At 59.8% G+C, this 22,482-nt stretch carries 22 protein-coding genes and 2 tRNA genes; 18 read left to right on the top strand and 6 right to left on the bottom strand.

Annotation, left to right across the window (positions count from 1 at the left end):
- Positions 1 to 136: 136 nt before the first annotated feature.
- Positions 137 to 3,112 (top strand): excinuclease ABC subunit UvrA, encoded by a 2,976-nt coding sequence (gene uvrA, locus RSE16_05375; protein WRH76896.1) that lies wholly within the window; start codon positions 137 to 139, stop codon positions 3,110 to 3,112.
- A gap of 237 nt (positions 3,113 to 3,349) precedes the next feature.
- Positions 3,350 to 3,685 (top strand): hypothetical protein, encoded by a 336-nt coding sequence (locus RSE16_05370; protein ID WRH76895.1) that lies wholly within the window; start codon positions 3,350 to 3,352, stop codon positions 3,683 to 3,685.
- A gap of 4 nt (positions 3,686 to 3,689) precedes the next feature.
- On the opposite strand, the gene RSE16_05365 is transcribed toward RSE16_05370, so the two are convergent.
- Together RSE16_05365 and RSE16_05360 are read right to left on the bottom strand one after the other, a co-directional pair.
- A complete protein-coding gene (locus tag RSE16_05365; protein WRH76894.1) occupies positions 3,690 to 4,124 on the bottom strand; it encodes a hypothetical protein in 435 nt (144 codons plus the stop codon).
- A gap of 96 nt (positions 4,125 to 4,220) precedes the next feature.
- Positions 4,221 to 5,219, bottom strand: coding sequence for an adenosine kinase (locus tag RSE16_05360; GenBank protein ID WRH76893.1), 999 nt, complete (start codon positions 5,217 to 5,219; stop codon positions 4,221 to 4,223).
- Positions 5,220 to 5,329: 110 nt separating this feature from the next.
- Here RSE16_05360 and RSE16_05355 point away from each other — a divergent pair, with 110 nt between their 5' ends.
- Together RSE16_05355 and RSE16_05350 are read left to right on the top strand one after the other, a co-directional pair.
- Positions 5,330 to 6,001: an EI24 domain-containing protein gene (locus tag RSE16_05355; protein WRH76892.1), complete on the top strand. Its 672-nt coding sequence runs from the start codon at positions 5,330 to 5,332 to the stop codon at positions 5,999 to 6,001.
- Positions 5,998 to 6,393, top strand: a complete 396-nt coding sequence (locus RSE16_05350) for a hypothetical protein (GenBank protein WRH76891.1) — start codon at positions 5,998 to 6,000, stop codon at positions 6,391 to 6,393. Before RSE16_05355 ends, RSE16_05350 begins: the two co-directional genes overlap by 4 nt.
- Here RSE16_05350 and queG read toward each other — a convergent pair.
- A complete protein-coding gene (gene queG, locus RSE16_05345; GenBank protein WRH77304.1) occupies positions 6,371 to 7,483 on the bottom strand; it encodes a tRNA epoxyqueuosine(34) reductase QueG in 1,113 nt (370 codons plus the stop codon). The genes RSE16_05350 and queG overlap by 23 nt on opposite strands.
- 68 nt (positions 7,484 to 7,551) lie before the next feature.
- Here queG and RSE16_05340 point away from each other — a divergent pair, with 68 nt between their 5' ends.
- The 4 genes from RSE16_05340 to msrB all read left to right on the top strand — a co-directional run bounded on the left by RSE16_05340 (position 7,552) and on the right by msrB (position 11,627).
- Complete coding sequence (locus RSE16_05340; protein ID WRH76890.1) at positions 7,552 to 8,484, top strand: ATP-binding cassette domain-containing protein; 933 nt, start codon at positions 7,552 to 7,554, stop codon at positions 8,482 to 8,484.
- Positions 8,481 to 9,716, top strand: coding sequence for an ABC transporter permease (locus tag RSE16_05335; GenBank protein WRH76889.1), 1,236 nt, complete (start codon positions 8,481 to 8,483; stop codon positions 9,714 to 9,716). The genes RSE16_05340 and RSE16_05335 overlap by 4 nt, the downstream gene beginning before the upstream one ends.
- A gap of 80 nt (positions 9,717 to 9,796) precedes the next feature.
- A complete protein-coding gene (locus RSE16_05330; protein WRH76888.1) occupies positions 9,797 to 11,089 on the top strand; it encodes a cytochrome P450 in 1,293 nt (430 codons plus the stop codon).
- A gap of 64 nt (positions 11,090 to 11,153) precedes the next feature.
- Positions 11,154 to 11,627: a peptide-methionine (R)-S-oxide reductase MsrB gene (gene msrB, locus RSE16_05325; GenBank protein WRH76887.1), complete on the top strand. Its 474-nt coding sequence runs from the start codon at positions 11,154 to 11,156 to the stop codon at positions 11,625 to 11,627.
- 6 nt (positions 11,628 to 11,633) lie between these two features.
- Here the strand turns inward: msrB and RSE16_05320 are convergent, their stop codons facing one another.
- Positions 11,634 to 12,275 carry an ankyrin repeat domain-containing protein gene (locus RSE16_05320; GenBank protein WRH76886.1) on the bottom strand — a complete coding sequence of 214 codons (642 nt, stop codon included), beginning with the start codon at positions 12,273 to 12,275 and terminating at the stop codon, positions 11,634 to 11,636.
- 69 nt (positions 12,276 to 12,344) lie between these two features.
- On the opposite strand from RSE16_05320, the gene RSE16_05315 reads away from it, so the two are divergent.
- The 3 genes from RSE16_05315 to RSE16_05305 are packed head-to-tail and all read left to right on the top strand — an operon-like array spanning position 12,345 to position 14,125.
- Entirely contained in the window at positions 12,345 to 12,962 is a 618-nt protein-coding gene (locus RSE16_05315) for an SCO family protein (GenBank protein WRH76885.1), read from the top strand.
- 1 nt (position 12,963) lies between these two features.
- Positions 12,964 to 13,398: a YcgN family cysteine cluster protein gene (locus RSE16_05310; GenBank protein WRH76884.1), complete on the top strand. Its 435-nt coding sequence runs from the start codon at positions 12,964 to 12,966 to the stop codon at positions 13,396 to 13,398.
- Positions 13,355 to 14,125, top strand: a complete 771-nt coding sequence (locus RSE16_05305; GenBank protein ID WRH76883.1) for a SprT family zinc-dependent metalloprotease — start codon at positions 13,355 to 13,357, stop codon at positions 14,123 to 14,125. Before RSE16_05310 ends, RSE16_05305 begins: the two co-directional genes overlap by 44 nt.
- Positions 14,126 to 14,189: 64 nt before the next feature.
- Here RSE16_05305 and RSE16_05300 read toward each other — a convergent pair.
- Both RSE16_05300 and RSE16_05295 read right to left on the bottom strand, forming a co-directional pair.
- A tRNA-Ala gene (locus RSE16_05300) sits at positions 14,190 to 14,265 on the bottom strand.
- A 112-nt stretch (positions 14,266 to 14,377) separates the two neighbouring features.
- Positions 14,378 to 14,695, bottom strand: a complete 318-nt coding sequence (locus RSE16_05295) for a TIGR02300 family protein (GenBank protein WRH76882.1) — start codon at positions 14,693 to 14,695, stop codon at positions 14,378 to 14,380.
- A gap of 192 nt (positions 14,696 to 14,887) precedes the next feature.
- Here RSE16_05295 and aroA point away from each other — a divergent pair, with 192 nt between their 5' ends.
- From aroA to RSE16_05260, 7 genes are all read left to right on the top strand, one after another.
- Positions 14,888 to 16,219: a 3-phosphoshikimate 1-carboxyvinyltransferase gene (gene aroA, locus RSE16_05290; GenBank protein WRH76881.1), complete on the top strand. Its 1,332-nt coding sequence runs from the start codon at positions 14,888 to 14,890 to the stop codon at positions 16,217 to 16,219.
- The gene (locus RSE16_05285) at positions 16,216 to 16,842 is read left to right on the top strand and encodes a d(CMP) kinase (GenBank protein WRH76880.1); all 627 of its coding nucleotides are present in this window, start codon (positions 16,216 to 16,218) and stop codon (positions 16,840 to 16,842) included. The genes aroA and RSE16_05285 overlap by 4 nt, the downstream gene beginning before the upstream one ends.
- A gap of 246 nt (positions 16,843 to 17,088) precedes the next feature.
- Positions 17,089 to 18,795 (top strand): 30S ribosomal protein S1, encoded by a 1,707-nt coding sequence (gene rpsA, locus RSE16_05280; GenBank protein WRH76879.1) that lies wholly within the window; start codon positions 17,089 to 17,091, stop codon positions 18,793 to 18,795.
- 184 nt (positions 18,796 to 18,979) lie between these two features.
- Positions 18,980 to 19,258, top strand: a complete 279-nt coding sequence (locus tag RSE16_05275; protein ID WRH76878.1) for an integration host factor subunit beta — start codon at positions 18,980 to 18,982, stop codon at positions 19,256 to 19,258.
- A 67-nt stretch (positions 19,259 to 19,325) separates the two neighbouring features.
- Positions 19,326 to 19,411 (top strand) — tRNA-Leu (locus tag RSE16_05270).
- Between the two features lie 82 nt (positions 19,412 to 19,493).
- Positions 19,494 to 21,029 (top strand): peptide ABC transporter substrate-binding protein, encoded by a 1,536-nt coding sequence (locus RSE16_05265; GenBank protein ID WRH76877.1) that lies wholly within the window; start codon positions 19,494 to 19,496, stop codon positions 21,027 to 21,029.
- Positions 21,026 to 22,480 (top strand): ABC transporter substrate-binding protein, encoded by a 1,455-nt coding sequence (locus tag RSE16_05260; protein WRH76876.1) that lies wholly within the window; start codon positions 21,026 to 21,028, stop codon positions 22,478 to 22,480. The genes RSE16_05265 and RSE16_05260 overlap by 4 nt, the downstream gene beginning before the upstream one ends.
- The last annotated feature ends 2 nt before the right edge of the window (positions 22,481 to 22,482 follow it).

The following is a 22,482-nucleotide window of genomic DNA, read 5'->3' as shown; positions in this document are numbered from 1 at the left end:
AATCTTGCCCCACGATGCATGTCCGCAGGTTACAGCAAAAGCGCGGGGTTGCCAAACCCCCTCGCGGGTTCCATTTCAGCGGCGAACAGGGGCGCCCTCTTGCGCGCAGCGAACAAATCTGGAACATACCCATCCCATGAGTCTGACCCACATCCGTGTGCGCGGTGCGCGTGAACATAATCTCAAAGGCGTGGATATCGATCTGCCGCGCGATCAATTAATCGTGATCACCGGCCTGTCGGGCAGCGGCAAATCAAGCCTGGCGTTCGACACCATCTACGCCGAAGGTCAGCGCCGCTATGTCGAGAGCCTGAGCGCCTATGCACGCCAGTTCCTGGAAATGATGCAAAAGCCCGATGTTGAGCATATCGAAGGCCTTTCCCCCGCGATCAGCATCGAGCAGAAAACCACGTCGCGCAATCCCCGCTCGACCGTCGCAACGGTCACCGAAATCTATGACTATATGCGCCTGTTATGGGCGCGGGTCGGCGTGCCCTATTCGCCGGCCACCGGCCTGCCGATCACCGCGCAGACGGTGACGCAGATGGTCGATCGGGTGATGCAATTGCCCGAAGGCACGCGCGCCTATCTGCTCGCCCCGGCGGTTCGCGGGCGCAAGGGCGAATATCGCAAGGAACTGCTCGAATGGCAGAAAGCGGGCTATACCCGTGTGCGCATCGACGGCGAATTTTACGCCATTGAGGAAGCCCCCGCGCTCGACAAGAAGTATAAGCATGACATTGAGGTCGTCGTCGACCGCATCGTCGTGAAGGACGGGATTCAGACGCGTCTAGCGGACTCGTTTGAACAGGCGCTGAAACTGGCCGAAGGGCTAGCCTATGTCGATCTGGCCGACACCACCGTTGCAGAGGCGACGGGCGCCGCAGATGCCGTGCCGACAGCGTTCGGCGAGGCACGGGCGACCTTCACTCCTGCCCCTACCAACGTCACCACGAACGTGACTGGGGGCGCGATGAAAGGCACCGGCCTGCCGCCCAACCGCATCGTATTCAGCGAGAAATTCGCCTGCCCGGTCAGCGGCTTTACCCTGGCGGAGATTGAGCCCCGGCTGTTCAGCTTTAACGCGCCGCAGGGTGCCTGCCCCGATTGTGACGGGCTGGGCGAGCGGCTGGAATTTGATCCGCAGCTGGTCGTCCCCAATGAAGCGCTGAGCCTGAAGCAGGGGGCGGTTGTGCCATGGGCGAAATCCAACCCACCCAGCCCCTATTATATGCAGGTGCTCAGCTCGCTAGCGAAAGCCTATGGTTTTGACCTGACAACGCCGTGGATGAAACTGGAGCCCGACCAGCGGCTGATCATCCTATACGGCACCGGCGGCATGCCGGTGGAGCTGACCTTCATCGACGGGCGCAAAGAATATACCGTGCGCAAGGCCTTTGAAGGCGTGATCGGCAATTTGAACCGCCGCATGTTGCAAACCGACAGCGCCTGGATGCGGGAGGAACTGGGCAAGTTCCAGACCAGCCAGCCGTGCGAGACCTGCCATGGTGCAAGACTGAAGCCGGAGGCGCTGAGCGTGCGGGTGGGCGGCGCGAACATATCCGAACCCACGCGGATGAGCGTTGCCGACGCGCTCGGCTGGTTCAGCAATCTCGACGCGCAATTGACCCCGACGCAAAGCCAGATTGCCAAGGCGATCCTGAAAGAGATCAACGAACGCCTCGGCTTCCTCAACAATGTCGGGCTCGATTATCTGAACCTTGATCGCACCAGCGGCACCTTGAGCGGGGGGGAGAGCCAGCGCATCCGCCTTGCCAGCCAGATCGGATCGGGCCTGTCGGGCGTGCTCTATGTGCTCGATGAACCCAGCATCGGCCTGCACCAAAAGGATAATGACCGGCTGCTGGCCACGCTGCGCCGGCTGCGCGATCTGGGCAACACAGTGATCGTTGTCGAACATGATGAAGATGCAATCCGCACCGCCGACTGGATCGTCGATCTGGGCCCCGGCGCGGGCGTGCATGGCGGCGAAGTGATTGCCGAAGGCCCGCTGAAAAAAATCCTGAAGGCTAAGGGCAGCCTGACTGCCGATTATCTGAACGGTACGCGCGAAATCGCCGTTCCGAAAAAGCGGCGCAAGGGCAATGGCAAGAAATTGACGCTGCACGGCGCCCGCGCCAACAATCTGAAAAATGTCACGGCATCCATTCCCTTGGGAACATTCTGCTGCATCACCGGCGTATCGGGCAGCGGCAAATCCAGCTTCACCATCGACACGCTCTATGCCGCCGCGGCGCGCACATTGAACGGCGCGCGGGTGATTGCGGGCGCGCATGACAAGGTCACCGGCCTTGAACATTGCGACAAGGTGATCGACATCGACCAATCGCCCATCGGCCGCACCCCGCGATCAAACCCCGCCACCTATACCGGCGCCTTCACCAATATCCGTGATTGGTTTGCCGGCCTGCCCGAATCCGCCGCGCGTGGGTACAAACCCGGCCGTTTCAGCTTCAACGTAAAGGGCGGGCGCTGCGAAACCTGCAGCGGCGATGGCCTGATCAAGATCGAGATGCACTTCCTGCCCGACGTCTATGTGACGTGCGAGGAATGCCACGGCAAACGCTATAACCGTGAAACGCTGGAGGTGAAGTGGAAGGGCCTGTCGATCGCCGACGTGCTCGACATGACGGTTGAGGATGCCGTGGAGGTGTTCAAGGCCGTGCCGCCGATCCGCGACAAGATGGCGATGCTGGCAGAGGTCGGCCTCGGCTATGTCAAGGTCGGCCAGCAGGCAACGACCCTATCCGGTGGCGAAGCGCAGCGCGTAAAGCTCGCCAAGGAACTCAGCCGCCGCAGCACCGGCCAGACGCTCTACATATTGGATGAGCCCACCACCGGCCTGCATTTTGAGGATGTGCGCAAATTGCTGGAGGTGCTCCACCGGCTGGTCGAGCAAGGCAACAGCGTGGTGGTGATCGAGCATAATCTGGACGTCATCAAAACCGCCGACTGGATCATCGACCTTGGCCCCGAAGGCGGTGTCAAAGGCGGAGAGATTGTAGCGGAGGGCACGCCGGAAGCGGTGGTCAAGGAGCCGCGCAGCTATACGGGGCATTATTTGAAGCCGTTGCTCGACAAATCAAAATAACCCTCTCTCCTTCAGGGGAGAGGAGCGAGACTTGGCGCCTTAGCTTTAGCGAAGGTGCTTAGTCGCAGCGGAGAGGGGCTGAAACTGTGAGGCGATGCCCAGCCCCCTCCACGTCGTCTAATTGCTTGCAGCAATAAGACTTCGCACCTCTCCCCTGAAGGAGAGAGGGAAAGCCCCCCTTCACATCGCGCCGCGCCGCCCCATATAGCCCGCAACAATGACAGGAGGTTCCCCCCGATGCGCCATATCCGTTTCTCGCTTGCTTTTGCCCCCGTCGCGCTGCTCGCGCTTTCTGCCTGTGGTGAAGGCGGGATGGTGGATGAGAATCTCAAATCAACCGTGCGCCAGTCGATCGTTTCCAGCTGCGCGGCGACGGCAGAGGGTCAAGTGCCGGAGGGCGTCAATGTCGATCTGGATAAGCTGTGCGATTGCGCCGCCGACAAGTTGATGGCGGGCAAGAGCGTGCAGGAACTGGTCGCCAACCCGCCGACCAGCGTCGAGGATCTTGCCCCGATCAAGGAATGCCTAAGTGAAATCGGCCCCGTCACCGTCGCCCCTGCGCCGGAGGGGTGATCGGCTAACCGATAAAGCTGCGCGCTTTTGCGATGGCCTCTGCCATTCCGGCGCGCATCTCCGCCCATGCCGCGCGTTCGTCGACGGCATCCTCTGGCAGAGTCACCTCAATCAGGTCGATCCCGGCCCAGATCATCCCTGCATACCAATCCGCCCCGACTTTCAGCGTTTCGGCATGGTGCGGGATCGAATCATAAAGGATGATACGGATTTCCTCTGGCCGTTCAAACCAGGTCATCAGGCAATAGACGACATTGCCCACCATCTCGGCCTCCAGCAGCGCGCGGCGGCCAAGGCCATGATGATCAAAACTAGCCTCTGCATCGGGATAGGCGGCATAGAAACGCTCCATTAGCGGCGCAGTGATATCGCCAATCGCATCGCCCGCGCGCTCCAGTCCGCGTTCGACCAGCGCCCGTTTCGCCTGCCTGTCATCCATCGCCTGCCTGCGCCCCTCCGCCTCGAAACCCGTGTGGCACAGTGCACCGCATGCGGGAATTGATATCAATCAACGCCCGCGCGGTGGTGCGGCGCGTCAGTTGCCAAGCCGTGCGTCGACCAAGGCCTTGATGTCGGCCTCTGGCCGGGCGCCATAATGGCTGATCACCTCTGCCGCGCAGACAGCGCCCATGGTAAGGCAGGCCTGCAGATCACGGCCCTGCGCAAGGCCGGCAAAGACGCCCGCGGCAAACAGGTCCCCTGCGCCAGTGGTATCGACCAGCCGGTCAACCGGTTCCGCCGCGACCTCGGCCCGTTCGCCGCCCTGCACGGCAATCGCGCCATCTTCGCCACGAGTGCAGACCAGCAAGGGCACCTTGGCGGCAATTTGCGCCACTGCCGCTTCAAAATCTTCGGTACCGGCAAGCGCCTTTATCTCCACCTCATTGGCGAACAAAATGTCGATCCGCCCTGCATCCATCTCCGCCAGGAAATCGGGGCCGTGGCGCGCGATGACAAATGCGTCAGACAGGGTCAGCGCTACCTTGCGCCCGGCGGCGCGGGCCAGATCGATCGCGCTGCGCATCGCGGCGCGCGGTTCTTCCGGATCCCAGAGATAGCCTTCGAGATAGAGGATCGCGGCGCTCTGGATCAATTCGGGGTCGATCAGTTGCGCGGGCAGAAATTGCGACGCGCCAAGGAAGGTGTTCATCGTGCGCTGCGCATCGGGCGTCACCAGAATCAGGCAGCGCGCGGTCGGCGGCTGGCCGGGGCGGGCAGGCACGGTGAAATCGATGCCGGTGGCGCGAATGTCATGCGCGAACACCTCACCCAACTGGTCGTCGGCAACCTGCCCGATAAAGGCGGTCTTGTGGCCAAGGCGGGCAAGCCCTGCCAGCGTGTTCGCCGCGCTGCCGCCGCTGACCTCGCGGCCGGGGCCCATCGCGTCATATAATGCCTGTGCCTGATCGGCATCGATCAGCGTCATCCCGCCCTTGTTCAGCGCCTGTGCGGCGATGAAGGCGTCGTCGGCGTCGGAAATTACATCCACAATGGCGTTACCAATGGCGAGGACATCATATTTCGGCTGGGTCATGGAACATCCCTGAAAAGCGTTTGTCGCGCCCTAGTGCGGCGGCCGGAATTGCGCAAGTCGGGCAAGGAGTGACTTGCATCCATAATACAGCTCGACTATTCCCCTGACCCATGTTGCGTGCAATCTCGCTCGGCTTTGCGAGCCTGTCTGAAAGGCGGATTCTGTCGATCCTGCTGACGGTGATGGTGCTGACGCTGTTGCTGCTGATCGTGCTGGGCATCGGCCTGTGGTTCGGGATCGATCAAGCCGTTGAGGCGCTGGGCCTTTCCGATTCCAACCTGTTAAGCGCGGTGGCGACATTTGCGGTGATGGCGATTGCGGGGCTGGTGTTGTTTCGCAGTATCGCGGTAGCAATCACCTGGGTCTTTTCCGACGATATTATCGATATCATCGAGGCGCGCCATTACCCGTTCGAAGCGGCGCGGGGGAAGCGGCCGACCAATATCCAATCGCTGCGCATGGGGCTGCGCTCTGCGGCGCGGGCGCTGGGTTATAACCTCCTCGCCTTGCCCTTTTACCTGATGTTGCTGATCACCGGATTTGGCGCGCCCCTGATGTTCCTAGGCGTTAACGCGATCCTGCTGGGCCGCGATCTGGAGGATATGCTGACCGCCCGGCACGGCCACCACCTTGCCGGCTTTACCAAAGGCGAAAGGCTGCTGCTCGGGCTTGCCGGATCGGCGGGGATGATGGTGCCACTGCTGCAATTTGTGGTACCCGTAGTGGCCACCAGCGCCGCTGTGCATCTGGCGCATGGAAAGCAGAGGAGCATGGCCCGATGAAACAGCGTATGATCCTGGTTGCGGCAACTCTGCTGCTCTCCGCCTGTGGCGGGGCGGCTCCGCAAGCGCGTCCGCAGGCTGTGCCCGTGCCGATCGACAAGCCCGCCAGCGCGGCCCCAGCGCCCCGACCGATGCTGTCGACCCGCGGGCTGGAGGCGGTGATAGGCAAGGATGCCAATGCGCTGATCCGCTTGTTCGGCCAGCCGCGACTGGATGTGATCGAAGTGCAGGGCCGCAAGCTGCAATTTAGCGGGCGGGCGTGCATTCTTGACGCCTATCTCTATCCCGATGGTCGCAATGGTGCCGAAATCGTCACCCATATCGATGCCCGGCGCAGCGATGGCGCCGAGGTTGACCGCGCCCAATGCGTCAATGCGCTGATGGCGCGCTGATCCTCCATTCCTCGCACACGGACTGATCCGTTTCCGCGGCGCGGCGCACATCGCGCTCCTTTTCAAACCGGACGGAATCAAGCTGCGCCAATGCCCAGATCGCGGCGCCGCGGACAAGCGGGCTCGCATCATCGAGCAAGCTCGTCAATGGCTCGGTCAACCGCGAATCTCCACTATTGCCTGCCGCGATCACCGCATTGCGGACGAAACGATCTCGCCCTGTCCGCTTGATCGGCGTCCCTGCAAAGAGCGCGCGGAACGCAGGATCGTCAAGCGCGAGAAGCGCCGATAGCGGCATGTTCGACAGCTCCAGTCGCTGCGCCAGCGCCTTATGGACAGAGGCAGTTTGCGCAAATTTGTTCCAGGGGCAGACCGCAAGGCAATCGTCACAACCATAGATGCGGTTACCCATCGGCTTTCGAAATTCGTGCGGGATCGGCCCCTTATGCTCGATCGTCAGATAGGAAACGCAGCGCCGGGCATCGACCCGATAGGGCGCCGGAAAGGCATCGGTCGGGCAGGCAGACTGGCAGGCGTTGCAAGATCCGCAGCGGTCGCTGCCCGGAACATCGGGTTCCAGCTCGGCGGTGGTGTAGATCGCACCCAGCAACAGCCAGCTGCCATGATCGCGGCTCACCAAATTGCTGTGCTTGCCCTGCCAGCCCAGACCTGCAGCCTGCGCCACTGCCTTTTCAAGCACCGGCGCGGTATCGACAAATACCTTCACCTGATCGCCTGTCTGCCCGACAAACCATTGCGCCAGCCGCTTGAGTGCGCCTTTCACGACATCGTGATAATCTTTGCGCTGGGCATAGACAGAGATACGCCCGGCACCTTGCACATCAGCCAGCGGATCGGTTTCGGGGGCATAGCTCATCCCCAGCATAATCACCGAGCGCACTTCGGGCCAAAGGCCGTCTGGGCTGGCACGCTGATCCACACGGTCAGCCATCCAGAGCATATCGCCATGCCGACCTTCGGAAAGCCATTGGCGCAGCCGTTCGCCGGCGACCGGTGCCAGACTGCCGGGCGCGATCCGGCAATCGGCAAAGCCTTCGGCCGCCGCCCTCTCCTTCAGCGCGTTAACCATATTTGTCTTGTGTCTTTTCACGCGCCGTCCCTAATTGGGGTCCATCACTTTCAGGATGAGTTATCGATATGCATGCAATCGAGGCACGCGGGCTTGTCAAGAAGTTCGACGATTTTCGCGCGGTTGACGGGATCGACCTGAACGTCCCGGAAGGCAGCATCTACGGCATATTGGGACCAAACGGAGCGGGCAAGACGACGACGATCCGCATGCTGCTGGGGATTATCGACCCCGATGAAGGCACACGCATGCTGCTCGGTTCAGACAGGCCGCTCAGCCAGTCGAAACTCGTGGGCTATCTTCCAGAGGAACGCGGACTGTATCAGTCGATGCGCGCGGTCGACACCATCGCCTTTATGGGTGCCCTGCGCGGGCTGCCGCTGAAGGAAGGAGCCGCACGCGGACGGCAGTTAATGGAGGATGCGGGGCTGGGCTATGCCGCAGACCGGCAAATCCGGCAATTGTCAAAAGGCATGGCGCAAACAGTGCAGTTGTTGGGCACGATCGTTCACAATCCGCGATTGATTGTCCTAGACGAACCCTTCTCCGGTCTCGACGCGCTTAATCAAGCCAAGTTGGAACGGATGATCCGGGCGCAGGCGGAACGCGGCGTCACCGTCATCTTTTCAACCCATGTCATCGCCCATGCCGAACGATTATGTGAGCGGATCGCAATCATCGCAAAGGGCAAAGTCAGTTTCGAAGGGCTAGTATCCACCGCCCGCGACCGGTTAAAGCCGCAGGTGCATCTGGAAACCGAAAATGCCGACGGGCCTTGGCGCAAGGCATTGCCCGATGATGCGCGCCATGAAGGCAATTGGTGGCACTTCACTTTGCCCGATAGCGGCGTCGAGCCCCTGCTGACCGCGCTGGTCGAGGGCAAGGCCGGGGTTCGGTCGTTATCAATCGAACGGCCCGGCCTGCACGACGCTTTTGTCGCCATTGCCGGCGAGGATGCCGCCGCTGAAATGAACCAACCGACGGCGGAGGAACTGCTGTGATCGAAACCATTCGCGCTGCTTTCGTGATTGGTCGCAGGGATTTCAATGCGATCATCTTTTCCAAAGCCTTTTTCTTCTTCTTGCTCGGCCCCCTATTTCCGCTTCTCGTCGGCGGAGCCGCGGGGCTGGTCGGCGGACAAGTAGCGCGGGATATCGACCGACCGGTTATCGGTATCGCGATGAATGCGTCTGAAGGCGAAAAGCTGATTGCCGCGCGGGAGATGCTCGCCACCGAAATGGGCCAGCGGCGCCTGCCCGAAATGAAGCTGCTCGATCCGGCAACCGCTGCGACCGATCCGGAGTCGCTGCTGCGTGATAAGTCCAACGGTCTTGCTGCGGTTCTAAGCGGCAATCTAGACCAACCGATTTTGACCGGCACATCTGGGCCTGTTGACAATTGGCGCGGCGAAGTCGCCCTGCTCAGCGCCCATGCGCGTAGCGGCGATGCCCTGGCCTTACCCAAGTTGGAAACGCGCCTTGTTCAGCAAAGTGCGGGCAATGAAAAACAGCAACGGCTGATCACGGCGCAGGGATCGCAAATGATCCTTTTCATGCTCACCATATTGCTTGCCGGCATGGTCCTTTCGAACCTGGTCGAGGAGAAGGCAAACAAGATAATCGAGATACTCGCCGCCTCGGTTCCGATGGACGCGGTTTTCCTTGGCAAGCTGTTCGCGATGCTCGCCATGGCGTTCGTAGGCATCACCGTGTGGACGATAGTCGGTTTCGGGCTGTCCAGCTTGTCACAGACTGCTCTACCCAATTTCCCTGCGCCCGCAGTCGGCTGGCCGATGTTCATCCTTCTCGGCATCGCCTATTTTACGACCGCCTATCTGATCCTCGGCTCACTATTTCTGGGAATTGGCGCGATGGCAGCCACGGTGCGCGAGGTGCAGACGCTCTCGATGCCGGTCACGATGCTGCAGTTGATCAACTTCTTTTTCGCAATGTACACTGTTGCGAAAATGGGCCAGCCGATCGAGATCTTCGCCTGCATCTTCCCCTTCACCTCGCCTTTTGCGATGATCGCCCGCGCCGCGCAGGATGCCACGCTTTGGTATCATCTGGTTGCGCTGGTCGGACAGGGACTGTTTGCGCTTCTCATCCTGCGACTGGGCGTTTTTCTGTTCCGCCGCAATGTCATGAAATCGGGCAGTGCAGGGCGCATCAAGGAATCGAAAGGACGTAAGCTTTTCGGTCTGGTCCGGTTGCCGGGCGCGTCGGGCAGGTAAAGATAGGTTGCTTATCGAAACGGGATTGACATTGTTGTCAGCAATGCCAATTTTGATGTTGAGAAGAGGATCCCAGAATCATGGCCACTGCCCCTGCAATCGATACGCCTGCAACCGAAAATGCCGAACAACTGCCTTGGGAAATCAACCAGGCACCCCACGAATGGGATGTTTCGCGACCTGAAATCTATGTCGAGGACCGCTGGCATCCGATCTTCAAATCGATGCGCGAACGCGCACCGATCAATAAGATTGTCGGGTCCGATTTCGGCGATTTCTGGAACATTACCACGCTGAAGGCAATTCAGCACGTTGAGGCGTTGCCAGATATCTATTCCTCGTCGTTTGAACATGGCGGGATCACACTGATCGGCGATGAAGACGCCAAAATCCCCGAGGAAGAGCGAGTGATCATGCCGATGTTCATCGCGATGGACCGGCCAAAGCATACAGAGGAACGGCGCGTTATCGCGCCCGCCTTCACCCCTGGTGAAATGGAACGCACGGCGATCGATATCCGCCGCCGCACAAGCGAATTGCTCGACTCGCTGCCGGTGGGCCAAAGTTTTGATTGGGTCGACAAGGTATCGATCGAACTGACGACACAAATGCTTGCGATCCTTTTCGATTTTCCTTGGGAAGATCGGCGCAAACTGACTGAATGGTCTGACTGGGCAGGTGATGTTGAACTGTTCCGCACTGAGGAAACGCGCAAAGCACGGCTTGCCAAGATGTTCGAAATGGGCGCCTATTTCCAGAACCTCTGGAACGAGCGCAAAAATCGGGGCGAAGCACCTGACCTTATCAGCCGTATGATCCATTCGCCGATGAAGGACATGAGTCAGCTCGAATATATGGGCAATTTGATCCTACTGATCGTCGGCGGCAATGATACGACGCGCAACTCAATGTCCGGCTATGCCTATGGTCTGGAGCAATATCATGACGAACGCGAAAAATTGGAACAGAACCCGGCGCTGATCCCCAATGCGGTTTCGGAAATCATCCGGTGGCAGACGCCACTCGCCCATATGCGCCGCACTGCGCTGCGCGATCATGACCTGTTCGGTGCGCCCATCAAGAAGGGCGACAAGATTGGCATGTGGTATCTTTCTGCCAATCGTGACGAGAGCGTGTTCGACAATCCGGACAAGCTGGTCGTCGATCGCGAAAATGCCCGTCGCCACCTGTCATTCGGTTATGGCATCCACCGCTGCGTCGGTGCGCGCCTTGCCGAATTGCAGATCCGTGTGCTGCTGGAAGAGATGGCTGCCCGCCGCCTGCGCGTTAATGTGATAGGCGAACCGGTGCGGGTCGCCGGCTGCTTCGTACATGGCTACCGCTCGATGCAGGCCGAACTGACCAAATATTGACCCGCGACTGAGAGCTTTTGGTTGTCCTGCCCAGTCTGGTTAGGACGGCGAGAGGATATTAGAGATGCTAAGCAAACGCGATTTCCTCAAATGGGGATTGGCTTCAACGCTGGCCTTGACCTCAGGCGCAGCTGCGTTCGCGCGCAACGCCTTTCCGGTTACAAAGAGCGATGCGGAATGGCGGCGGATTCTGCCGCCTGCCGCCTATCGGGTATTGCGCGAGGAAGATACGGAACCTCCATTTTCCAGCCCGCTGAACAAGGAAAAGCGCCGCGGCAATTTCCTGTGTGCCGGCTGTGGGCAGAAACTCTTTAACTCAGCCACAAAATATGAAAGCGGAACTGGCTGGCCAAGTTTCTATGCCCCTATCCGCGGCGGGATCGGCACCAAGATGGATTATGGGCTGCACCTTCCCCGGGTTGAGGTGCATTGTTCCAACTGCGGCGGCCATATCGGCCATGTCTTTGATGACGGGCCAAAACCCACTGGCAAGCGCTATTGCATGAACGGCGTCGCGATGAAGTTCGAGCCGGTCTGACCGGCCTTATTTGGGTTCGCCAATACCCGAAAAATCCAGCTCAGCGGGCTTTTTGGGCTCTTCGGCTTTTCCGCCGCGCTCGATAATACCCAAGATGGCGCTGGCTCGCCCGTCTTGCGCTGCATATTCGCGCGCGCTGAGCCCGGCAACGGTATCGCGCTTGTCCGGATTGGCGCCTGCGCGCATCAAGATACGCACCATATCTGCATTGCGTAGCTGCACCGCACGGATCAGCGCGGTTTCGCCGCTGCGATTGGTGGCATCTACCACAGCCTTATATTTGATCAGCTTTTCCACGCCCTCGCTGAAGCCCAGCTGGGTCGCGACCATCAACGGCGTGGTACCGCGCCTGTCGGCAATATTGGGGTTTGCGCCCTTTGCGAGCAAATAGGTGAGCCAGACATCGTCGCGCCGCGCGGTCACGATATGCAATGCAGTCTCACCGCTGCCATCGCGCTTTGTGTTGATGATCACTGCGCCCGATCCAGGCTCGTTGATGAAACGCTCGACATCCTCACCCTTGCGATCTTCGACCGCCTTGAGGAAATTATAGCTATCGGAAAATTGGGCCATCGCTGGCTGTGCAAAAACAGCCACGGTCAACGCAGCGATCGTCACACTTATGCGTTTCCAACCGGTATTTCCCATAACCCCTGTCCTATTTCTTTAAGTCGCAGCTTGAAAACATGCCCCTAACAGACCATTCATGGCTACGTCATGAACAAAATTTTTCTTCCCTGCCTTGCCGCCCTCGCGCTTTCGGCCTGTAACGCCGAAACCAGCCAGCCACCATTGACTGATGCGCCCTTGGCCGGCGCCGCCATCGGCGGACCGTTCACCTTGAACGATCAGGATGGCAAGCAGCGCAGCTATGATGAATTCCAAGGCAAGTATCGCCTCGTCTATTTCGGTTATACCCAATGCCCGGATATCTGCACCCCCGACATGCAGAACATGATGGCAGGTCTGAAGGCGTTCGAAAAAGCAAATCCGGAACTTGGGGCCAAGGTGCAACCGCTGTTCATCACTGTCGATCCCAAGCGCGACACGCCGGCCGTGCTCAAGCAATTTGTTTCGTCCTTTCACCCCCGCTTGATCGGCCTGACCGGCAACGAAGAACAGATCGCCGCCGCGACCAAATCCTTTGCGATCTATGCCGCACAGGTAGAAGGGTCATCACCGGAAAACTATCTGATGAGCCATAGCCAGACACCCTATCTGATGGGCCCGGATGGCAAGCCACTGGCGTTGATCCCTGCCGACACCCCGAACAGCGAGGCCAATGAAGGAGCACCCGAGCTGGTTGCTGCCGAACTCGCCAAATGGGTGCGCTGATTTGACCGAAACCCCCTTCTGGGAAAAGCCAGTTGCCAGCCTGACGCGTGAGCAATGGGAGGCATTGTGCGACGGCTGTGGCAAATGCTGTCTGCACAAGGTCGAGGATGAAGATTCAGGCCGCATCTATCCGACCAATGTCGCCTGCAAATTGCTCGATATCGAAAGTTGCCGCTGCGCCGATTATCGGCACCGGCGTATGCATGTTCCCGATTGCATCCGGCTGACGCCGCGCAGCATCGATCAATATCCCTGGCTGCCTGAAAGCTGCGCCTATGTGCTGCGCAGCCGTGGCGAACCACTGCAGGATTGGCATTATCTGGTCTGTGGCGATCGCGATGCTGTGCATCGCGCTGGCATTTCGGTGAAAGGTCGGGCAGTGTCCGAACTCCATGCTGGACCTCTTGAAAACCATATTGTCGAGCAGCCTCTCTGACCCGCGGGGCGGTGACCCACTGATCGATATTGAAGGGCAGCAGGTGCCGATCCGCATCCGCAGGTCGGCACAAGCGCGGCGCATTTCGCTGCGCGCAGATGCCGTGCGGCGTGAAATCCGAATCACAATGCCGGTCTATGCACCGACCCAGACCGCGCTCGAATTTGTCGAGGCGAAGAAACAGTGGATTGCTGCGCGGCTGGAAAGCGCACCGGCTGCGGCACCCATTGCCGCTGGATCGACGATCGCATTTGAAGGAGAACCTCACCGCATCGACTGGTCGGCCGATGCGCCGCGCCGGGTAGAGCGTTATATCGGCAATGATGGTGCCGCGCTGCGCGTAGGCGGCCCTGAAGACATGGCAGGGGCACGAGTGCTCCGCTGGCTGAAGGAAGAGGCGCGCCGCGCCATGACCGACGACTTGGCTGAATATTGCGCCAAAGCAGGAGAGGCTCCGCCCAGGCTGTCCCTCGGCGATCAGCGCAGCCGTTGGGGCAGCTGTTCGTCACGCGGCACGATCTCGATGAGCTGGCGACTGATCATGGCCCCCGCGTCGGTCCGCCGATCCGTCATCGCGCATGAAGTCGCACATATGCGCCACATGGATCACAGCCCCGCCTTTTACCGATGGTTTGAAGAGATATTTGAAGGCGACCGCAAGGCTGCTGACCGTTGGCTCAAAATGCACGGTACCGCATTGCAGCTTGTCGGCCGTTCACAGCACTGACCGGACAGAAGGGATCCTTCGCACAATAGGGTTCAGATCCGGAGTCCAGTTTTTCGATGGGAAATGGTGGAGCCTAGGGGAGTCGAACCCCTGACCTCTTGCATGCCATGCAAGCGCTCTACCAACTGAGCTAAGGCCCCATCTGCCGCAAGCAAGGCGGCTATGTGTATTTTAGAGGCGCGCCTTTAGGCGGACTGCACCCTGATTTGCAAGCGGGAAAATGGCTTTGCCACCATTCCCCCGCCAGATTTCTTACTGCTCGTCGCCGTCGTCGTCAGTGCCTGCAACACCGAGGTCGTCGTCGCCGCCAAGATCGACATCATTGTCGGGCGAAACGTCGCCATCTACAGCATCCACATCGATATCGAGATCGTCATCGGCAAGATCGGCATCGTCCTGCTTCTTTTCGACTTCTTCGAACGGAAGCGGCTGCTTCGATTTCAGCACAGGTTCGGGGTGCCACTGGTTGCCGCACTCAATGCACTCAACCGGTTCATCTTTGGTCAGATCGTAGAATCGCGTGCCGCATTTCGGGCAGGTGCGCTTCGTTCCCCATTCAGCCTTCACCATGGTGGGCCTCTTGTCCTTTCAAAATTTCTGATGATGCGGGTCAATCAGACTCGCGACAAATCGGCGCCGCCCCTGCCACATGTTGGCGCGGCTGTCAAAATCTGAGTTCTTCCTCCGCCGGCGAAAGCGCTTGCTGTGTTGAGCAAGCGGGATTGTTGACTTGATCGTGAAGCCGCAGCAAAGCACCGGACAATGCACGCAAACACGCCCCAACCTCGCTCATTCGCACCATCCGGCCCGTTGCGCGGAACCGTGCGCGTGCCCGGCGACAAATCGATCAGTCACCGTTCGCTGATGCTTTCAGCACTGGCGGTTGGCGAAAGCCGGGTAACGGGACTGCTGGAGGGCGAAGACGTCCTTGCCACCGCCGCCGCGATGCGCGCCATGGGTGCGACGATCGAGCGCCTTGGCGAAGGCGAATGGCGCATTCACGGGGTCGGCGTGGGCGGGTTGTTGCAGCCGCAAAACGCGCTCGACATGGGCAATAGCGGCACATCGACCCGGCTGTTGATGGGTCTGGTCGCGAGTCACGCAATCAGCGCCACCTTTATCGGCGATGCCAGCCTTTCAAAGCGCCCGATGGGGCGGGTCATCGATCCGCTGTCGCTGACCGGCGCGGAATTCACCGCGAGCCCCGGTGGCCGACTGCCGCTGATGGTGCGCGGCATCTGCCCCGCGGTGCCGATCAGCTATCGCCTTCCGGTTGCCAGCGCACAGGTGAAGTCGGCGGTGCTGCTTGCAGGTCTCAATACCCCCGGCATTACTGAAGTGATCGAACCAGTCCCGACGCGCGATCATAGCGAGCGGATGCTGGCAGGCTTTGGCGCAGAACTCTCGGTCGAAACCGATGCGAAAGGCATCCGCCATATCCGCCTTGTCGGCGAGGCCGAACTGAAACCGCAGGTGATCGAGGTTCCCGGCGATCCATCCAGCGCTGCTTTCCCGGTTGTTGCCGCGCTGATCACCCCGGGCAGCGAAGTCACCGTCACCCATGTCGGCATGAACCCGACCCGCACCGGTATATTCCAGATGCTGGAGGCGATGGGCGCCGACCTAACCTATTCAAACGAACGTATAGTTGGCGGCGAACCAGTCGCCGACATCACCGCACGGCATTCGGCGCTGACGGGCATCGAAGTTCCTCCCGATGTCGCACCGAGCATGATCGACGAATTCCCCGTTTTCTTTGTGGCGGCCAGCATGGCGCAGGGGCGCACCATTACCAGCGGGCTCGACGAACTGCGCGTCAAGGAAAGCGATCGGCTTGCGTTAATGGCGGCAGGGCTGATCGCGATTGGCGCAAAGGTCGAGGAGCGTGAGGACGGCCTTGTGATCGACGGCAGCGGCGGCGAACCGCTTGAGGGCGGAACAACCATCGCCAGCGCGCTCGATCACCGCATCGCAATGAGCTTTGCGGTGTCGGGGCGGCATTGTTATCATAGCGTAACGGTGGACGATGTGTCGCCAATTGCGACCAGTTTTCCGACATTCGAGGCAATGTTAGCGGAGCTCTCGGGCCAATGATCATCGCGGTCGATGGCCCCACTGCATCGGGCAAAGGTACGATATCACGGGCACTAGCCGCGCATTATGACTTGCCCTGGCTCGACACCGGATTGCTGTATCGTGCGGTCGGCCGACAGGTCGAACTGAACGGCGGCAATGCCGATGATCCGGCCGATGCACTCGCCGCCTGTGTCTTTCCGGACAGCCTGCTCGACGATCCCGTCTTGCGCGACGAAGCAACCGGTGGGCTGGCCAGCCGCGTATCGATCCACCCCCGGGTCCGCGCGGCCCTAAACCAGCGACAGGTTGATTTTGCCAACCAGCCGGGCGGCGCGGTGCTCGACGGGCGCGATATCGGCACAGTGATCGCACCAAATGCCGATGCAAAACTGTTCGTCACCGCCTCTGCAGAGGTGCGGGCAACGCGACGGTATGACGAGATGCGTGGACGCGGGATCGCGGCAAATTATGAAACCATATTGGCCGATATAAAGGCGCGCGACAAACGTGACAGCGAACGCACCGACGCCCCCCTGAAAGCCGCGGAAGACGCGGTCTTGCTAGATAATGGCAACTTGACTATAGGCGCAGCCGTTCAAGCCGCAATTGCCGCTGTGGAGGCTCGCCTCCAACGCAGCTAAGCGGAGGGGCGTTGCCATTGCACAACGCCGTCGCCCTGAACTTGTTTTAGGGTCTATTTCGCCTCTGCACCCTTTGGTCTGTGTGGCACGATGGATGCTGAAACAGGTTCAGCACGACGATGATGCAAGACGCTAACCCTCTTAAAACGAACGCTTTATTGGCATGGGGTCAATAAGGCATTCTGGTCAAAGACCATCGGAACCAACCGATTGGCCGGATAAAGCGTAAGCAAGGACACCCAAATTATGGCAAGTTCGCCGAACCCTACACGCAACGATTTTGAAGCGTTGCTCAACGAATCACTCGGTGGTGCAGAAGGCGGTTTTGAAGGCCGCGTCGTCAAGGGCACCGTAACCGCAATCGAAAACGACTTCGCGATGATCGACGTCGGCCTCAAGAGCGAAGGCCGCGTGGCCCTGCGCGAATTCTCGATGCCCGGCCAGAAGGCTGACCTGAACGTCGGCGACGAAGTCGAAGTCTATGTCGACCGCGTTGAAAACATGAACGGTGAAGCCGTGCTGTCGCGCGACCGCGCGCGCCGCGAAGCCGCATGGGACAAGCTGGAAGGCGAATTCGCCGCTGGCAATCGCGTCGAAGGCGTCATCTTTGGCCGCGTCAAGGGTGGCTTCACTGTCGACCTTGGCGGCGCCGTTGCGTTCCTTCCCGGCAGCCAGGTTGACGTTCGCCCCGTGCGCGACGTTGGCCCGCTGATGGATATCGCGCAGCCGTTCCAGATCTTGAAGATGGATCGTCGCCGCGGCAATATCGTCGTTTCGCGCCGCGCTATCCTTGAAGAGACCCGCGCTGAACAGCGTTCGGGCCTGATCCAAAATCTCGCCGAAGGCCAGATCATCGAGGGCGTCGTCAAGAACATCACCGATTATGGTGCGTTTGTTGACTTGGGCGGCATCGACGGTCTGTTGCACGTCACCGACATCAGCTACAAGCGGATCAACCATCCGTCCGAGATGATCAACATCGGCGACACGGTGAAGGTACAGATCGTCCGCATCAACAAGGATACGCAGCGCATCAGCCTTGGCATGAAGCAGCTCGAATCGGATCCTTGGGAAGGCGCGATCGCGAAATATCCGGTCGGCGCACGTCTGTCGGGCGCTGTCACCAACATCACCGAATATGGTGCATTCATCGAACTCGAACCTGGCATCGAAGGCTTGGTCCATGTTTCGGAAATGTCCTGGACCAAAAAGAACGTCCACCCTGGCAAGATCGTATCGACCAGCCAGGAAGTCGATGTTGTCGTTCTCGACGTCGATATGGACAAGCGCCGCATCAGCCTTGGCATCAAGCAGGCGCAGTCCAACCCCTGGGAAGCTTTTGCAGAAAAGCACCCGGTCGGCTCGACCGTCGAAGGCGAAGTCAAGAATGCGACCGAATTCGGCCTGTTCATCGGTCTCGATGGCGATGTCGACGGCATGGTCCACATGTCAGATATCGCATGGGGCATTTCGGGCGAAGACGCGCTTCACCTTCACCGCAAGGGCGAAACCGTCAAGGCCATTGTCCTCGACATCGATTCGGAAAAAGAGCGTATCAGCCTTGGTATCAAGCAGCTTGAAAAGGGCGCCCCGTCCGCTGGTGGTGCAGCTTCGGCAAGCGGCCTGAAGAAGGGCGCGACGGTTACCGTCTCCGTTCTTGAAGTGCGCGACGGCGGCCTTGAAGTTCAGGCTGGCGAAGATGGTGCCACCGGCTTCATCAAGCGCGCCGACCTTGGCCGCGACCGCGACGAACAGCGCCCCGACCGCTTCCAGGTTGGTCAGAAGTTTGACGCGATGATCACCGGTTTCGACCGTTCGAAAAAGCCGAACTTCTCGATCAAGGCGCTGCAACTCGCCGAAGAGAAGCAGGCCGTCGAGCAATATGGTTCGTCGGATTCGGGCGCATCGCTTGGCGACATCCTTGGGGAAGCCCTGAAGAGCGCGAAGAAATAATCGCATCCAAATAACAAAAGGGGGGCTGTTTCGTTCTGAAACGGCCCCCTTTTTCATGTGCGGGCAATGTTACATTTGATGAGAATGGCATTGATACCGAACTGTTTTTCTGCCACCTTTTTAAGGGTGATGGGGAAATGGAACCGAGTCTGGATGGGCGCGGTTCGCAATGGAGGCAAATGCCGTGATCCGATCAGAACTGGTCAAAAAACTGGAAGCAGAAAACCCGGGAATGACGGGTGATGAAATCGAACGTATCGTCGACCTGTTTTTCAGCCAGGTCAGTCAAAGGCTGGCTGATGGCGGGCGAGTCGAGATTCGCGGTTTTGGCGCTTTCTCCACCCGCAGCCGCAACCCCCGCAAAGGACGCAACCCGCGCACCGGCACCGCCGTTGATGTTCCGGCAAAACGCGTTCCCTATTTCAAACCCGGCAAGGAAATCCGGGAACGCCTGAACAAATAAGGCCTTCCGACCAACTGCAAATACAGCACTGGCATCTGATGACGCCTTGTGCCATTTGCGACGGCGTGCGGACGTGGCGAAACCGGTAGACGCAACAGACTTAAAATCTGTCGCCCTTTGGGCGTGCGGGTTCAAGTCCCGCCGTCCGCACCATTTTTTGCAAAACGCAATGCAGAGGTGCTGCCAAAATGATTGCGCAGTTGCCCTCAAGCCAGCCTCAGCCTAGTCATGCGCAATGATGCGCTGGTTGCTTCCATTCCTTGCCCTGATGCTGACAGCATGTGGCGGCACCGGCATAAGCCAGCGCGATCCCCAAACAATAATCCGCCTAACGGAAGCCGATTCGCGTAGTCTGGATCCGCAGATGGTATCCGACCTTGCATCAATCCGAATCGCCGCAGACCTGTTTGAAGGCCTGACCCGTTTCAACGCCAGCGGCAGTGCAGAGGCGGGCCTTGCCGAAAAATGGGCCGTCAGCGCGGACGGACTGCGCTGGACATTCCAGTTGCGACCGGCGCTGAAATTTTCCGACGGCAGCCCAATCGCCGCATCGGTTTTCCCGCGCGCCTTTGACCGGATCATCGATGAGAAGAGCGGATCGCCCCATAGTGCGCTTTTCGGCATTATTGAGAAAATCGCCGCCCCTGATGATCGCACCGTTGTGGTCAGCCTGAAAAGCCCTTTTCCGCAGTTGCCGGCATTGCTAGCACATCCTGCCATGGCGGCGCTGCCCTTTCACCGTATCGACACGAAAGGGCAAGAATGGACGGCTGACCGGCCGCTGGTGTCGAGCGGCGCTTACCGCCTGACCGAATGGCGGCTGAACCAGCGGTTGACGCTGGACGGCAATCCCCAATGGCATGACGGTCGGCCACGCACGAAACGGATTTTCTGGCAGCCCATGGACAATCTCAACTCGGCGATGCGACTTGTTCTATCTGGCGGGGCTGATTCTGTCGGAGAATATACTCCTGGCCGCCATCACTGGCTGCGCCAGCATCATCCCGATCTGGTGCGCAATAGCCCCTATTTGGGAACCTACTACTTTGCCTTCAACACGCGCCAGCCTCCCTTTGACGACGCACGTGTTCGCCGGGCTCTTTCTATGGCTATCGATCGCGAGTGGATGGCGCGCAAGATGGTCAATGCGGGCAACCAGCCTGCATGGGGATTATTGCCGCCTGGGCTCGATGGCGGCACCCCTTACCGTCCGACTTGGGCAGAGACCGCCCCGGCGGCGCGGCTGCAGCAGGCTCGCGCACTGCTGGCAGAGGCAGGCTATGGCCCTCAACGGCCGCTACGATTCGAGATCCGCTTCAACAGTTCTACCGAGCATCGGCGGGCCGCAGTTGCGATGGCGACCATGTGGCGGCAGTTGGGCGTGGATGCACGACTGCTTAACAGCGAAGCCAGCCTGCATTTTGACAGCCTGAAGCGCGCCGATTTCGAATTTGCCCGTTCGGGATGGATTGCCGATCTGCCCGCGCCGGAAAATTTCCTTGCGGTCCACCGCAGCGATGCCGGCGCGCAAAATTACTCCGGCTATGCCAATCCGCAATATGACGCTGCACTCGACGCGGCGCTGGCAGAGGCAGATCCTGCTCGGCGTTCAGCCTTGATGCGCAAGGCAGAGGCGATATTGTTGGCGGACATGCCAATCCTACCGCTCTATTTCTACGCATCTCGCGCGCTCGTCCGCCCGGATATCCGTGGGTGGCAGGATAACCCCGGCAACATCCATCCCAGCCGTACGTTATGGCGCACACCATGATGCGGGCCCGAACCAGCTTTGCATTGGGCGCGGCGGCGATGCTTGCCGCATGTTCGCAGGGCATCGACAATAGCCGCCTGCGCGTTGATGTGATCGAGGATCGTCCGCGCGAGATGAGCGTCGCCCGCGCGCCGCTGTCGCCGGCATCCGCCTATCTTCGGGGCGCAACAGCACAGGGGCTGGTCGCGTTCGATGCCGAAGGACGCGTCGTACCCGCCCTTGCCGCACGCTGGATCGTCACCGATGATGAGCGCGGCTATATCTTCCGGCTCCAAAAGACACGCTGGAACAATGGCCGCGAAGTGAGTTCGGTTGAGGTTGCCAACGCCTTGCGCGCTCGGCTCGCCGAAATGCGCAACAGCCGCTTTCGCCGCGAATTGGCCAATATAGACCGCATCCTGCCAATGACCGGCAAGGTCGTGGAGATCCGTCTAAAAGGACCAGCGCCGAACCTTCTGGAATTGCTCGCTCAACCTGAATTCGGGCTTCTGCAAAAAGGCAATGGCAGTGGGCCGATGATTGCCGAACGGTCGGGCAGCAACCTGTTCGTTCGGCGGCGCGAGGAAGATGCGAGCGGCAACATCATCCTTGAAGATAGCCGGGTGCGACTGGCGGCCAATACCCCCTCGCGGGCGCTGGCCCGTTATGCCCTCGGCCAGACCGATCTTGTGCTCAACGGACGCTTCGAACATCTGCCATTGCTTACGGCCACCAAGGGTAATGCTGCCGCAACCCGCTTTGATGCGGTACCCGGCATGTTCGGTTTGCTAATCGTAGGTAACGGTCCATTCCTCTCTCAAACGGCCAACAGGGAAGCAATCGCGAAAGCCATTGACCGCCCAAGAGCGCTCACATCTTTTGGCATAACCGACTGGCGCGAAACGCTGACACTTGCTCCTGAAACCCTCAGCAACCGGGCGCAACTGCCGCGGCCCGATTGGGCGGGTGACAATGTGGCCGCCCGCAAAGAGGCAGCACGCGCGACAATCGCCCAATGGAAAAACGCAAATGGTGAAATGCGTCCGCTGCGCATTGCCATGCCGCGCGGCACAGGCAGCCGCATCTTGTTCGCACGCATTCGTGCAGATATGGCGAGCATCGGGATTGTGGTTGAGCGCGTGACCAACGCCAGCGCAGCCGATTTGCTGTTAATTGATCGTGTTGCAGAAATCTCCAGCCCGGCCTGGTATCTGGAACAGCTTTCCTGCTCGGCAACGCCAATCTGCAGTCCGAAGGCCGACGATCTGCTGAACGAAGCCCGCCAGGCCGCCGCACGTGACGAACGCATTCGCCTGTGGGCAGCGGCGGAGGTCGAATTGATGGCAACGCGCAACTTCATCCCCATTGCCAATCCGGTGCGCTGGTCACTGGTCCGCGACGGCCTTAATGGCTTTGCCCAAAACCCGCGCGGCTGGCATCCCTTGCAATATCTGGGACGCGAACCGACATGATA

The organism is Sphingobium sp. (assembly GCA_035196065.1).
GTDB lineage: Bacteria > Pseudomonadota > Alphaproteobacteria > Sphingomonadales > Sphingomonadaceae > Sphingorhabdus_B > Sphingorhabdus_B rara.
This window is presented reverse-complemented; position numbering and strand designations above follow the sequence as displayed.

Excerpts from the sequence above, each read along its gene's own strand:
- RSE16_05305 (WRH76883.1), top strand. The coding sequence starts at position 13,355 with ATGCTGGACCTCTTGAAAACCATATTGTCGAGCAGCCTCTCTGACCCG.
- RSE16_05365 (WRH76894.1), bottom strand. The coding sequence starts at position 4,124 with ATGGATGACAGGCAGGCGAAACGGGCGCTGGTCGAACGCGGACTGGAG.
- RSE16_05260 (WRH76876.1), top strand. The coding sequence starts at position 21,026 with ATGATGCGGGCCCGAACCAGCTTTGCATTGGGCGCGGCGGCGATGCTT.
- RSE16_05315 (WRH76885.1), top strand. The coding sequence starts at position 12,345 with ATGAACAAAATTTTTCTTCCCTGCCTTGCCGCCCTCGCGCTTTCGGCC.
- msrB (WRH76887.1), top strand. The coding sequence starts at position 11,154 with ATGCTAAGCAAACGCGATTTCCTCAAATGGGGATTGGCTTCAACGCTG.
- RSE16_05360 (WRH76893.1), bottom strand. The coding sequence starts at position 5,219 with ATGACCCAGCCGAAATATGATGTCCTCGCCATTGGTAACGCCATTGTG.
- RSE16_05330 (WRH76888.1), top strand. The coding sequence starts at position 9,797 with ATGGCCACTGCCCCTGCAATCGATACGCCTGCAACCGAAAATGCCGAA.
- RSE16_05355 (WRH76892.1), top strand. The coding sequence starts at position 5,330 with ATGTTGCGTGCAATCTCGCTCGGCTTTGCGAGCCTGTCTGAAAGGCGG.
- uvrA (WRH76896.1), top strand. The coding sequence starts at position 137 with ATGAGTCTGACCCACATCCGTGTGCGCGGTGCGCGTGAACATAATCTC.
- RSE16_05340 (WRH76890.1), top strand. The coding sequence starts at position 7,552 with ATGCATGCAATCGAGGCACGCGGGCTTGTCAAGAAGTTCGACGATTTT.
- RSE16_05370 (WRH76895.1), top strand. The coding sequence starts at position 3,350 with ATGCGCCATATCCGTTTCTCGCTTGCTTTTGCCCCCGTCGCGCTGCTC.
- RSE16_05350 (WRH76891.1), top strand. The coding sequence starts at position 5,998 with ATGAAACAGCGTATGATCCTGGTTGCGGCAACTCTGCTGCTCTCCGCC.
- RSE16_05320 (WRH76886.1), bottom strand. The coding sequence starts at position 12,275 with ATGGGAAATACCGGTTGGAAACGCATAAGTGTGACGATCGCTGCGTTG.
- RSE16_05295 (WRH76882.1), bottom strand. The coding sequence starts at position 14,695 with ATGGTGAAGGCTGAATGGGGAACGAAGCGCACCTGCCCGAAATGCGGC.
- queG (WRH77304.1), bottom strand. The coding sequence starts at position 7,483 with ATGGTTAACGCGCTGAAGGAGAGGGCGGCGGCCGAAGGCTTTGCCGAT.
- RSE16_05285 (WRH76880.1), top strand. The coding sequence starts at position 16,216 with ATGATCATCGCGGTCGATGGCCCCACTGCATCGGGCAAAGGTACGATA.
- RSE16_05265 (WRH76877.1), top strand. The coding sequence starts at position 19,494 with ATGATGCGCTGGTTGCTTCCATTCCTTGCCCTGATGCTGACAGCATGT.
- rpsA (WRH76879.1), top strand. The coding sequence starts at position 17,089 with ATGGCAAGTTCGCCGAACCCTACACGCAACGATTTTGAAGCGTTGCTC.
- aroA (WRH76881.1), top strand. The coding sequence starts at position 14,888 with ATGCACGCAAACACGCCCCAACCTCGCTCATTCGCACCATCCGGCCCG.